This is a genomic window from Nocardia sp. NPDC051929 (assembly GCF_044548645.1).
Taxonomy (GTDB): Bacteria; Actinomycetota; Actinomycetes; order Mycobacteriales; family Mycobacteriaceae; genus Nocardia; species Nocardia sichangensis.
Map to the genome: position 1 here is coordinate 42,901 of NZ_JBIUCG010000021.1, position 12,641 is coordinate 55,541.

A 12,641-nucleotide genomic window follows, 5' to 3' on the forward strand; every position below is an offset into this window, starting at 1 on the left:
CGCAGTAGACCCTTGTCAGCCCGCGTTGCGAATCTGGGTCAGGAATTCCGGGTTGGTTCCGGTTTGACGGAGGCCGGTCAGTAGCAGTTCGAGCGCTTGCTGCGGGTCGCGGCCCGAGAGGGTCTTGCGCAGGGACCCCGTGGCCGTGAGCTCGTCGGCGGACAGCAGCAGTTCCTCTTTGCGGGTGCTGGAGCGGTCGATGTCGATCGCGGGGAACAGACGGCGGTCGGCGAGGTGCCGATCGAGCTTCAGTTCGGCGTTTCCGGTCCCCTTGTATTCCTCGAAGATCACGGTGTCGGCGAGCGAGCCGGTCTCGACCAGGGCAGTGGCGATGATGGTGAGCGAGCCGCCGTGCTCGATATTTCGTGCGGCGCCGAGGAATTTCTTCGGTGGCGCGAGTGCCCCGGCATCGACGCCGCCGGAGAGGATGCGGCCGGACCCGGCGGCCGCCAGGTTGTAGGCGCGGGCAAGCCGGGTCAGCGAGTCCAGCAGCACGACGACGTCGTGACCCATTTCGACAAGGCGTTTCGCGTGTTCGATGGCCAGTTCGGCGAGTGCGATGTGGTCCTGGGCCGGTTGGTCGAAGGTCGCGGCGGCGACCTCGGCCGGTACCGCTCGGGACAGGTCGGTCACCTCTTCCGGGCGTTCCCCGACCAATACCAGCATCAGCTGGCATTCGGGATGATTCTTGGCGATGCCGTGCGCGATGGCTTGCAGCACAGAGGTTTTGCCCGCCTTGGGCGGTGCGACGACCAGCGCGCGCTGGCCCTTGCCGATCGGCATGACCAGATCGGTGACGCGGGTGGTCAGTTCATGCGGCTCGGTCTCCAGCCGTAGACGGTCCTGGGGATAGATGGGGATCAAATCGGCGAAGTGCGGTCGCGCTCTGGTATTGCCGGGTGGCAAGCCGTTGATGCTGTCCACTCCGACAAGCGGTGCGAGTTTGGCGCCTTCACGTTTCGGTCCGACCGTGCCGGTGACGGTATCGCCGCGGCGCAGGCCGTGCTCGCGGATCAAACGCGCGGGCACATGAGCGTCCCGCGGTCCGGGCAGATAACCGTCGACGTGCAGCGAGGCGTGGTTGTGCGTGATGTCGAGGATGCCGGTGACCGATGTAGTCCGGTTCTCCCCGGTGGGGCTGTCTTCACTGTGGATAGTGTTGTCTTGCATGGTTTTCTCCTACGGGGGGCAATGAATGTGGCGGGTTGCCGATGAATGCCGCCTACGGGAATGACGCTCGTTGCATGCGCCGTTAGGTGGCTGGGCGCTGTCTGCTCCGGACGTGCTGCCGGCGCACGGTATACGAGACCGCCGTGGCGACTGTGGATTCTTGTGGGAGGGGGTCGACACCTACATCCACAAGATGGAGACCGCCTCACGGTAGCGGCATCAGCGACAACACGCAATAGCGCCCGTTTGTTCCCCGCCGTAGATCAGCTGAACTGCTCAGCACGCGAGCACGACTGCGCGCTGCTCGAGAGAACCGCTTCGTGCACCTTGTGAAGTCGCGAATATGCTGTGGCACAGGCACTTCAGACCCAGGCTTGCCTGTTTGTCCAAGCGCGCGGCATGGAGTGTGTACCGCCGGCTGTGCTCGGGTGATGCGCGGCGGTGATCGGCAGACTCGTGCTCGGGTCAGTTCCCGCGTCGACGTTGCGAGTCAGGCGCCCAGTCCGGCTCCTGCGCCGCGGGGACGGCTCCGTCGGTCCGTACCCGGTAGGCGATCTCGACCGACCCGCCCGGCAGCGCGCGCGAGGCTTCGAATTCCAAGCCCGTATCGACGCTCAGGGCATCAGTGAGGCGCATTCCTCCGCCGACCAGGAACGGCAGGACCACCAGCTCCAGCTTGTCGAGCGCGCCGAGCGCACGAAAGGTGTCGACCGTGCGGGGACCGCCGATGAGATGGACATCGCCACCGCGATTGGCGGCGCGCAAGCGCTCGAGCAGTCGAACCGGATCGCTTTCGACGATGACATCGTCGGGCGTGCCCTCCGGACGACGCGAGCCGAGCACGAACACCCGCAAGCCCGGCCACGGCCACCGGTCGTTTGTGAGCGCCGGTTCGAACGTGGTCCGGCCCATCAGCGCCGCCTCGACAGGCTCGAGGAATTCCGCGATGCCATGGCTGCCAGGCCCGTGGAGCGGATCCAGCACCTGGGGCGGCCAGCCGTTCGGAGTGGCCACATAACCGTCGGCACTCATGCACAGGCGTGCGCGGATCTGCATGCGGCTGTCTTCTGTCAGATCGGTCATGTGTGTCAGGACGGGCCCCCCGACCGAAAATCATCGGTCGCGGCGGCCGGCCTAGCCTTTCGGCATTGCGGCACAGGCGAAGTCGTGTGCACATCTGGAGTGGAACCGGTACGGGGTCGGCCGACGCTGTATAGGTAAGGAAGGCAGGGTGGCAAGCCGGTTTCGTTGCAAGAAAACGCAATCGGGCTGCGGCGGTCGGACGTTTTCGGAACAACTCCTGGGGCGATCGAGGATGATTTCAACATTGAACGATTTGTATTGCCGCGACCGTATTAGCTGACCCCGGTGCCGAATGCGGAAATATCGCGACGAAGCGGGACTCACCTATCGATCCGAGCTGTAACGGCACGATCGGTTGCGATTCCTTGGATTCGACTGCCGTTTCTCGAATCCGGCGTGAGCAGGTGGCTGCGGACGAGGCTGCCCCACTGTCTTACATGCCTATTTGTACTGCTCAGCCGGGGTTCGTGTGATGGAGCGAGATCGCGGCGATGAGACTCGTGGCGAGATCGGGCGGTCGCGACTATTGCGGCTACCGTGTGGCGCGGTCGTATACTCCCTTTATGGCGGACGGATCATCCTCCACCGAATTGCCCGAGGCGCCGGTTCTCGTGGTCCAGACACGGGAACGCGTCTATCGGCTCCGCGCTGGTGGTGCCTATAACGTCGGTCGCGATCCGGCGGCCGATATCGTTGTCTCCGATCCCCGCGTTTCGTCGTTGCACGCCGTTCTGGAGCGTGGTGCGGACGGTTGGAAAATCGAGGACGCGCACAGTCTCAACGGCACGTTCTTCGACGGTCACCGCGTCGATCGGATGGTGATCGATCACGACGAGACGTTCCAGCTCGGACACGCGGTGGACGGCGAGAAATTGGCTTGCTCGGTGGAAACCCCACCCGAGCAGGAACCCGATGGCGATGCCGGCGGCGACACGATGATCGTGCCGAACCCCGGCTACGCTCTCGACGACGAAGCAACGGTCACGAAGTTCGATCCGGGCCTGCCCCGGCGGGTGTCGCGGTCGGCGCCTCCGGCGGATCACCCCAGCGCGGTGGTCCGGATAACGTCGCCCACTCTCCGGATCGGGCGCGCCGCGGACAACGACATCGTCGCGCACGATCTCATGGTCTCCCGCCATCACGCCGAGTTGCGAACGATCGGTGCGGGCAGATACCGGATCGTCGACCTCGACAGCCACAACGGCACCTACGTCAACGGAGCCCGCGTCGCCGCCGCCGATCTGTCCGAATCCGACTTGATCGGAATGGGCCATACCACCTTCCGGTTGGTCGGCGACGAACTGCGCGAGTTCGTCGACACCGGTGACGTATCGGTCTGCGTGCAGAACATCACCGTCCGGACACCCGAGGGCAAGGTGTTGATGGACAGCGTGAGGTTCCCCATCCCGGGACGATCGCTCGTGGGGGTGATCGGCCCGAGCGGGGCGGGCAAATCGACACTGCTCGGCGCGATCACCGGGTTGCGGCCCGCGACCGAGGGGACGGTGCTCTACGACGGCCGCGATCTGTACACCAACTACGACGAACTCCGCCACCGCATCGGATTGGTACCGCAGGAAGACATCCTGCACAACCAGCTTCCGACGCGCCGGGCGCTGCTCTACGCGGCCGAGCTGCGTTTCCCCGGTGACACGGGCCGCGAGGAGCGCGAGCAGCGGGTCGACGAGGTCCTCGACGAGCTCGGCTTGGCGCGGCACGCCGACACCCGCATCGATCGGCTCTCGGGTGGGCAGCGCAAACGCGTGAGCGTCGCACTGGAACTGTTGACCAAACCCTCCTTGCTGTTCCTCGACGAACCGACATCCGGTTTGGATCCCGGCTTGGACAAGACGGTCATGGAAATGCTGTCGGGACTGGCGCACGACGGGCGTACGGTCATCGTCGTCACCCACAGCGTCGCGAACCTCGATGCCTGCGACCGCCTGCTGGTCCTGGTGCCCGGCGGCCGGCTGGCCTACTACGGTCCGCCCGCGGAAGGGTTGCTGCAGTTCGCCGCGGGGAGCTGGGCCGAGGTGTTCCAGGCTTTCGACCGCGAGGAAGAGCGGGACTGGGCCGGTGAGTTCCGGGAGTCGCCACGCTACGACCGCTACGTGTCGGTCGGCCCGACCGATGATGTCGTCCCCGCGGAAGTGCACACACCGACGCCGCCGCCACCGTCGCAGTCCAAGTTCAGCCAGCTCAGCACGTTGTGCAGGCGTTACCTCGCGGTGATCGCCTCGGACCGCAGTTATCTGGCGCTGCTCGGTGTCATGCCACTGCTGCTCGGTGGGTTGATCGCCGCCGTGCCGGCCGGTCAGGGATTCACCGGTGCGCCGGGAACGAACGTCGATGCCGCGACCAAGCTCATGATCCTGGCGTTCGCGGCATGCTTCGTCGGCACCGGCAACTCGATCCGGGAGATCGTCAAGGAACAGACGATCTATCGCAGAGAACGCGCGGCAGGATTGTCGGCCGGCGTCTATTTGATGTCGAAACTGCTGGTCCTCGGCGTGATCACCACGCTGCAGGCGGTAGTGCTCGTCCTGATCGGCACCATCGGGGTCAGTATGCCGCCCACGGGGCTGTTCACCTCGGTCGAGCTGGAATTGATGCTGATGATGGCGTTGCTCGGCATCTCGTCGCTGGCACTCGGCTTGCTGGTGTCGGTATCGGTGAACACCTCGGAGAAGACGCTGCCGTTACTGATCGTGCTGTCCATGGCGCAACTGGTGCTCACCGGCGGTCTGGTGCGGCTGCCCGGCACTCCCGTCCTGGAGCAGCTGGCATACATCGCGCCGGCTCGGTGGGGGTTCGCCGCGGGAGCCGCCACTCTCGACCTCGATACCCTCTCCCCGCATGACGGGGGCCCCGACCCGCTGTGGAAACACACCATCGGCACCTGGCTGCTCGATATGGGAGTGGTCGCCGGTCTGGGAGCCATCTTCCTCGCGCTGGCCTGGTATCGCCTCTACCAACTGCGTCCACGGCGCCGCGGCGCCCGCCGCCCCGCAACGATCTGACGTCTTCGCGCGCCGCGCCGGCGCGCGCACGTGGCGATCGGCTGCTCGAAGCCGCTACTCCCACAGCCGGGAAAGGGGCATGGGGCGTTGCGGGATACTCGACGGCGTCGGACTGGTAGGCCACGCACGGCCTGGTGAGCGTTGTCAGGCGTGAGGTGATGATGCTGGTATTCGCAAGGCCGCGGCCGACCGGGGCTGGGGGGTCTCGATGAGCACCGAGCGCTGGGTGGTGAAGCTGGACCCGCCCGCGGACGCGAGCCCGGGCCTGAAGGCGGTCGTCGAAGTGGGCCGCCAGACGATCCAGACGTCGGCGGATCTGCTGGCGACGGGTTCGCCTTCGCAGGCGCCGGATGTGGTCAAGTTGCTGCGCGACGAGAAGCTCGTCACCGGTGACGAGAAGAAGTCGGTCTTGGCCGAGGGTTACGCCAACCGGGCGCAGGAGTTCGACGACATCAAGGACGACATCCGCAAGCAAGACGACAACGTCGATCTGTCCGCCTACGGCACCTACGACATCTCCAGCGGCACCTTCGTCGCTATCAGGCAGCATGTCAAAGATCTGCAGGCGACACTGGACGCGGCTCCCGGGGCGAGCCCGGGCAAGCAGTACATCGCTACGGACATCGAGATCAGCCTGGCGAACGCCGTGCTGAAGACGATCGACGACGTACACGACGAGATCGCGAAGGCCACCGACCGCGTCCAAGCGCACGCGAAGAACATCGACGGCTCCGCGCCCACCTACACCCCCGCCTCGGCGGCAGGCAACTACGTGCCGAGCAACTACATGCAGCGCAGTTATTCACCCGGCCCCGGCTTCGTGCCTGCCGCGACGAGCGCTGATTACGCCCGTTACCAGGGCAACGTCTCGGTCGACGCCGCGATCGACGGCGCGCTCGACGCGCTCGGCATCACCGATCCGGTGGCCCGCGAGTACTGGAAGCGCGGCTACCGGGTTCTGATCGAACGAGAATCCGGCGGAAATCCCAACGCCGTGAACAATTGGGACAGCAACGCGGCCGCCGGACACGCGTCCAGGGGACTTACCCAGACGATCCCCAGCACCTTCCTTGGCTACCATGCCGCTGGAACCTCCAGCAACATTCACGATCCGGTGGCCAATGTCGCCGCCAGCATGAACTACGTCATGGAGCGGTACGGTGTCTCCCGCGACGGCCACGACCTGCAAGCGAAGGTTCAGCAAGCGGATCCGAATCGTTCGCCGAAGGGCTACTGAGCCCGGGTACGGGAGCGATCCGGATGGGATCTGCGATCTGTCCTGCGGGATTCGTTCCGCTGCCACTGAGCGGCTCCGATTGCTCGTCGGGTCGAACGGATTTCGATGACGAGTTATCTTTTCGTTCTCGGCCGGGTCGGTCGTCCGGTTCGACGGCCGAGGCAGCTATGGCGCGCTGCGTCTGGAACACTCGACCGTCGGAAAGGTTCTTTGCTGATGTTCCGTCGTTTCACGACCAACGCGCCCGCCGGGGCGTCGCCGATGGATGATCTGGTGGCAGGCGCGCTGCCGGATCGGGTGCAGATCGCGCATGAGCGATTGGCGCACCAGGACGATCCGGCGCTGCTCGAAGCATTATCTGAGCGTGAGCTCGCCGCCTCCCGCGAGTTGGCCGAGCTCGTGCGTGACTATGAACGCCACGAGAAACGGGCGCGCATCCAGGCGGCCGCCGACGCCGCGGAGCGGGTGCGGCGCACGGCCGCCGAGCTGGCCGAACGGGAAGCCGCCGACTTGCTGCGGGCCGCCCAGGCGATCGGTGAGCAGCGGCACAGCAGCAGCCCGCACGCGAAAGTCGCCCGCCTGCATCAGCGCAAGCCGCGGGTGCTGGGATTGCTGGCCGGAGTCGTCGCGTTCTCGATGCTGTTCTCCGCGGTGACGGTGCAGCAGAACATCGCGCCGTCCGGCGGTGCGACCAATCCGATGTTCTGGCTGTCCTACGGTCTGGAAGCGCTGATCAGCGCGGTACTCGTCGCGCTGATGCTGTCCACCGGGGACACCGCCGAGTGGGGCGTGATCGATCGGCTGTGGCAGGTCTACACCGTCGAGGGCGTCCTGCTGACGGCGAGTATCGCGTTGAACACGTTTCCCTACATCAGGACGGGCGAGGTGGCCGGGATCGGCATCCACGCGATCGCGCCCATCATGATCGGCGTCGCGCTCGTCACCCACCGGCTCGTCGCCGAGCGATACGGGCGCGCGATCGAGCAGGCGACCGCCGCCGTCCCCGACCACGAAGATCTCCAGGAACGACTGGCGGCGCTCACCCAGGTCGGCGGCGCCGGGAACCAGATCCTTCCGAGCATCCTCATGGAGCCGACGGCTCGCCGTGCGAGCGAATCCGCCGCGAGTGAGCCGCCCGCACCCGGCCGGGAGGGCGGGGCCCCCGCGGCTCCGCAGCACGGACAGGCCGCTGCGGCGGGGCAGCAGCCCGCCGTCGAAGCCCCGATTGCCACGCCCGCCGCCGCGGCGGCCGAACTCACCGAGCTGTGGCTGGCAACGACGCCGCTGCCCGCGATCGAACGGCCGTCCGCGGCCGGCGCGGGCGGTCCGGAAGCGCCTGCCGCAGCCAGTCCGGACGAAGCTGTCCTGGACGCACGTCTGGCGGCGGCGGTGCGACAGACGCTCGACCGGATTCGCACCGGCAGGCAGGCGGAGCCGGGCGAGCAGCCGGTGGAGCCTTCCGTGGCCGTGCCCGAGCCGAGTGCCCCCGGATTCGCGGTGGCGGCGAACGAGCATGGTGCGCGCGGCGAGACCGCCGAGGCGCATCCCGAGTCGACGGCACACAGCGCGGCCGAGGCGGTCACCGAACATATGCTCTCGGCGGCCCCTGAGGTGCCCCCCGAGTCGAACGCCGTTGGCACGGTGGAGCCCACCGGGCACGTCGCGCTCTCGGAGGCTGCCGCGACGCGTTCGGAGTCGAATGGTCGTGCGCTGGAGCCGGGCATGGCCCAGCACTACGCACCCGATGGCAACGACCACGCGCCGCGGATGGAGCAGGTCACGCCGGTCGGTGCCGTGCACCCGTCTCCGGTCGTGCACGAACCGGAGGACCCCGCCGCGACCGCGCCGCACGCGTCCAACGAACCGCAACTCACCACGCGATGACCTGAACGGGCCGTAATCCGTTCGGAGACAGCACAGTTCAGCAAGGCCGACTTGGCGAGTTCGTTTACGGACCGTCTTGCCGCTCACCTGCAAACGGACGGCGTGCCGGAGCGCGGACCGAATTGCGGCGCGGCGCAACGGCGCACAGTGTCTGGGGCGTTTTCAGCCCTGAGCCTGCAGACTCCAGGTGCGCCCGTCGGGATCGCGCACCGTCATTTCCTTTGTGCCGTAATGGGTTGCCTCGAACGGTGCGACCACGTCGATATCGCTGTTCGGCTGGAACGCGTCGGCGTCGGTGACGGTCAGCACCAGTTGGGTGCGGGGCGTCTGATTGTTCGGGATCTCCGCGATGAAGACATAGGGTCCGTCGCCGTTGCGGAACAGCCCGGAGTTGTGGTCGGTGGTGAATTCCGGCTCATAGCCGAGGGCTAGGAAGAATCTCGCGGTCGCGCCCCAGTTGTGCGTCTCCACGTGGACGCCCTCGATGCCCTTCGTCGTCATATCGCTCTCTCCTCGGGTTGCTTCGGTTGTCCGGGATGTCGTCTTGATCGGCGCGCCATCCAGGCTAGCATGCTAGCAATCTAGCGTCCATCGATTTCTTTCGGTCGACCCGATGGCGGAATGGACGTAGCGTCGAATTCGTGAAAGTTCCCGAACACCTGCCCACGACCGCGGGCGAGCTACGTTCGGCCGGCTACCTGCCGCGTGGCGTGAAGACCGAGATCCGCGAGAACCTCCTGACCCTGCTGAGTTCCGGTGGCGACCCGTGGCCCGGCATCGTCGGGTTCGACCGGACGGTCGTGCCGCAGCTGGAACGCGCCCTGCTGGCGGGACACGACGTCGTGCTGCTCGGTGAGCGCGGCCAGGGCAAGACCCGGCTGCTGCGTACCCTGGTCGGCCTGCTGGACGAATGGACGCCCGTGATCGCGGGCGCCGAACTGGGCGAACATCCGCTCGACCCGATCAGCCCCGCCGGTCGTAGGCTGGCCGCCGAACTCGGCGACGAGCTGCCCGTCACGTGGCGGCATCGCTCGCAGCGGTACGCCGAGAAGCTCGCCACGCCGGACACTTCCGTCGGCGATCTGATCGGCGACGTCGACCCGGTGAAGGTGGCCGAGGGCCGCAGTCTCGGTGACCCAGAGACCATCCATTTCGGACTCGTCCCGCGCGCGCATCGCGGCATCGTTGCGATCAACGAGTTGCCAGATCTCGCCGAACGTATCCAGGTCGCGTTGCTGAACGTGATGGAGGAACGCGACATCCAGGTCCGCGGCTACACCCTGCGCCTTCCGCTGGACGTGCTGCTGGTCGCCACCGCCAACCCGGAGGACTACACCAACCGCGGCCGGATCATCACGCCGCTGAAAGACCGCTTCGGCGCGGAGATTCGCACTCACTACCCGCTCAGCGTGGAGGCCGAGGTGGCGCTGGTGCGCCAGGAGGCCGAGCTCGTTGCCGAAGTGGGCGACCCGCTGATCGAGGTGCTCGCCCGGTTCGTGCGGCAATTGCGCGAGTCGTCCGCGATCGACCAGCGGTCCGGCGTATCCGCTCGTTTCGCCGTGGCCGCGGCCGAGACGGTGGCCGCGGCGGCTTTGCGCAGGTCCGCGGTGACGGGGGAGAGCCCTGCCGTGGCGCGTCCGGTCGACCTGGAATCCGTTCCCGCCGTCTTGCGCGGCAAGCTGGAATTCGAGTCCGGGGAGGAGGGGCGTGAGCAGGAACATCTCACCCATCTGCTGCGCCGCTCGTTCTCCGAGACCGCGCGGGCCCTGCTCGGCGGATTGAATCTGCGGCCGCTGGCCGAGGCGGTCGGGGACGGGCATCTGGTCACCACCGGCGAACGCGTGCCCGGCGCGGAGGTCCTCTCGGCGTTGCCCGAACTGCCGGTCCTGCACGAGGTGGCCGGACGGCTCGGCGTCGACGCTGCCGATCCGCCGCCGCGGATCGCCTCGGCCGTCGAGTTCGCGCTGGAGGCGCTCTACCTGGCCCGGCAGATCGCGAAGGACTCCGACGACGGTCTGGCGGTGTACGGCCGATGACCGCCGCTGTTCCCGGCGAGGCATCGTGACCAACCCCGATCGCTACTCCTACGGCCCCTACCACGAGGGGCCCGATCCCTTGGCGCCCCCGCTGGACCTGCGCGAGGCACTGGACCGGATCGGTCGCGACGTGATGGAGGGCAGCTCGCCACGCAACGCCCTGCAAGAGCTGCTGCGGCGCGGCACCCGCGGCACGCCGGGATTGGAGGAGCTGACTCGCCGGTTGTGGCAGCGCCGCGCGGAGATCGCTCGCAGCCACCGGCTGGACGGCACGTTGCAGCAGGTCCGGGAACTGCTGGAGGAGGCGCTGGAAGCCGAGCGCGGCGCACTGTTCCCCGACCCCTCCGACGACGCCAGGTTCGCCGAAGCGCAGCTGGACGCCCTGCCGTCGAGCACGGCCGCCGCCGTCACCGAACTCGCCGACTACGCCTGGCGATCGGAGACCGGCCGCGAGAACTATCAGAAGATCCGTGACCTGCTCGGCCGCGAGCTGCTGGAATCGCGCTTCCAGGGCATGAAACAGGCTTTGCGGAACACCACCCCGGAGGACGTCGAGCGGGTCGGACGGATGATGTCCGACCTCAACGACCTGCTCGCCGCCCATGCCAGGGGCGAGAACACCGAGCAGCGGTTCGCCGAGTTCATGGCCGAGCACGGCGAGTTCTTCCCCGAGAACCCGCGCGACACCGAGGAATTGATCGACGCGCTCGCGGCCCGAGCCGCCGCCGCGCAGCGCATGATGAATTCGATGACCGAGCAGCAGCGCGCGGAGCTGTCCGAGTTGATCGGCCAGGCGTTCGGCGATCCGGCGATCGCCCAGCAGGTCGCCGCGCTGGACGCGCATCTGCGGGCGCTGCGTCCCGGTGAGGACTGGAACTCCGCGCGGCGGTTTCGCGGCGAGGATCCGCTCGGCCTCGGCGCGGGCGCGCAGGCCCTGCAAGATCTCGCCGAACTCGACGCGCTCGCCGAGCAACTCGGCCAGACCTACGCGGGCGCCCGGCTGGAGGACATCGATCTGGACGCGCTGGAGCGCCACCTCGGCGCGGACGCGGGCGTGGACGCCGCGCGGCTGGCCGAACTGGAACGCGAATTGCGCAGGCAAGGCATCTTCGAACGAGCGCAGGACGGCTCGCTCCGGTTGACGCCCAAGGCTTTGCGGCGTCTCGGCGAGGTGGCGCTGCGTGATGTCGTCGGGCGCTTGCGGTCTCGGCGCGGCGAACGGGACACCGCCGCGGCCGGCGCCGCGGGCGAGCCGACCGGCGGCTCCCGGGCCTGGCGCTTCGGTGATACCGAGCCGTGGGACGTGTCGCGGACCGTGCGCAATGCCGTGCTGCGGTCGGCGTCGACGGGTAATCGCCAGGTGCGGCTGGACGTTTCCGACGTCGAGATCATGGAGACCGAGCAGCGCTCCAGGGCCGCCGTCGCGCTGTGCGTCGACACGTCCTGGTCGATGGTGCAGGACGGCAGATGGGTGCCGATGAAGCGCACCGCTCTCGCGCTGCACCATCTGATCGGCACCCGGTTCCGCTCCGACGCGTTGAGCGTGATCACCTTCGGCAGGCACGCGACGACCGTGGACATCGGCGAACTCACCGCGCTGGAAGGCGTTTGGGAACAGGGCACCAATCTGCACCACGCACTGCTGCTGGCCGCGGCGCACCTGCGCAGGCACCCGGACGCGGTGCCGGTCGTGCTCGTGGTCACCGACGGTGAGCCGACCGCGCACCTGGAGCCGGACGGGGAGACCTACTTCAACTGGCCACCCGCGCAACGCACGCTGGCAGTGACGATGGCGCAGGTCGACGCCCTGGCCAAGCTGGGTGCGTCGGTGACGGTGTTCATGCTCGGCGAGGACCCGCGCCTGGCCGCGTTCGTCGACCTGGTGGCCCGCCGCAGCGGCGGCCGGGTGGTGGCGCCCGGCCTGGACGGCTTGGGCGCCGCCGTGGTCAGCGACTACCTGCGTGGCAGGCGCTGAAGTCGCGGCTTCGCGGGCGGGCAGTGCGGCCGATCTGGTGATTGCTGCGAGATCACTACTTGCCCTTGCCGTCTCCGGGCAGGTCCCTGCCGCCGTGCGCCGCGCACAGCGAGAAGACTCGCGCGGCTGTGTCGTTCCGGCGGTACACGTTCGTGCGTGCGCGGACGCAGGCGTGCCGGGAAAGTGGCACGGGGGCCGTCGAGCGGCCGTATCGAGGATTTATTGTGGCCGGGTCG

At 67.6% G+C, this 12,641-nt stretch carries 8 protein-coding genes; 5 read left to right on the forward strand and 3 right to left on the reverse strand.

Going from position 1 to position 12,641, the window contains the following annotated elements:
- Positions 1-15 precede the first annotated feature (15 nt).
- A complete protein-coding gene (locus tag ACIHAX_RS26995) occupies positions 16-1,170 on the reverse strand; it encodes a transcription termination factor Rho, short form (protein ID WP_364435236.1) in 1,155 nt (384 codons plus the stop codon).
- A gap of 465 nt (positions 1,171-1,635) precedes the next feature.
- Positions 1,636-2,253, reverse strand: a complete 618-nt coding sequence (locus ACIHAX_RS27000) for a dihydrofolate reductase family protein (protein ID WP_397280270.1) — start codon at positions 2,251-2,253, stop codon at positions 1,636-1,638.
- 563 nt (positions 2,254-2,816) lie between these two features.
- Between ACIHAX_RS27000 and ACIHAX_RS27005 the strand changes: the two genes are divergently transcribed.
- The 3 genes from ACIHAX_RS27005 (at position 2,817) to ACIHAX_RS27015 (ending at position 8,394) form a co-directional block, all read left to right on the forward strand.
- On the forward strand, positions 2,817-5,273 hold the full coding sequence (locus ACIHAX_RS27005; protein ID WP_364435231.1) for an FHA domain-containing protein: 2,457 nt from the start codon (positions 2,817-2,819) through the stop codon (positions 5,271-5,273).
- Between the two features lie 208 nt (positions 5,274-5,481).
- Positions 5,482-6,510, forward strand: a complete 1,029-nt coding sequence (locus ACIHAX_RS27010; RefSeq protein WP_397280273.1) for a transglycosylase SLT domain-containing protein — start codon at positions 5,482-5,484, stop codon at positions 6,508-6,510.
- A gap of 216 nt (positions 6,511-6,726) precedes the next feature.
- Positions 6,727-8,394 (forward strand): hypothetical protein, encoded by a 1,668-nt coding sequence (locus tag ACIHAX_RS27015; RefSeq protein WP_397280275.1) that lies wholly within the window; start codon positions 6,727-6,729, stop codon positions 8,392-8,394.
- Between the two features lie 162 nt (positions 8,395-8,556).
- On the opposite strand, the gene ACIHAX_RS27020 is transcribed toward ACIHAX_RS27015, so the two are convergent.
- Complete coding sequence (locus ACIHAX_RS27020) at positions 8,557-8,895, reverse strand: VOC family protein (RefSeq protein WP_364435224.1); 339 nt, start codon at positions 8,893-8,895, stop codon at positions 8,557-8,559.
- Positions 8,896-9,035: 140 nt separating this feature from the next.
- Between ACIHAX_RS27020 and ACIHAX_RS27025 the strand changes: the two genes are divergently transcribed.
- The gene (locus ACIHAX_RS27025; RefSeq protein ID WP_355078642.1) at positions 9,036-10,430 is read left to right on the forward strand and encodes an ATP-binding protein; all 1,395 of its coding nucleotides are present in this window, start codon (positions 9,036-9,038) and stop codon (positions 10,428-10,430) included.
- 25 nt (positions 10,431-10,455) lie between these two features.
- Complete coding sequence (locus ACIHAX_RS27030; protein WP_397280277.1) at positions 10,456-12,405, forward strand: VWA domain-containing protein; 1,950 nt, start codon at positions 10,456-10,458, stop codon at positions 12,403-12,405.
- The last annotated feature ends 236 nt before the right edge of the window (positions 12,406-12,641 follow it).

Bases quoted from the DNA above. Each gene is read 5' to 3' on its own strand.
- ACIHAX_RS26995 (WP_364435236.1), bottom strand. From the start codon at position 1,170: ATGCAAGACAACACTATCCACAGTGAAGACAGCCCCACCGGGGAGAAC.
- ACIHAX_RS27000 (WP_397280270.1), bottom strand. From the start codon at position 2,253: ATGACCGATCTGACAGAAGACAGCCGCATGCAGATCCGCGCACGCCTG.
- ACIHAX_RS27005 (WP_364435231.1), top strand. From the start codon at position 2,817: ATGGCGGACGGATCATCCTCCACCGAATTGCCCGAGGCGCCGGTTCTC.
- ACIHAX_RS27010 (WP_397280273.1), top strand. From the start codon at position 5,482: ATGAGCACCGAGCGCTGGGTGGTGAAGCTGGACCCGCCCGCGGACGCG.
- ACIHAX_RS27015 (WP_397280275.1), top strand. From the start codon at position 6,727: ATGTTCCGTCGTTTCACGACCAACGCGCCCGCCGGGGCGTCGCCGATG.
- ACIHAX_RS27020 (WP_364435224.1), bottom strand. From the start codon at position 8,895: ATGACGACGAAGGGCATCGAGGGCGTCCACGTGGAGACGCACAACTGG.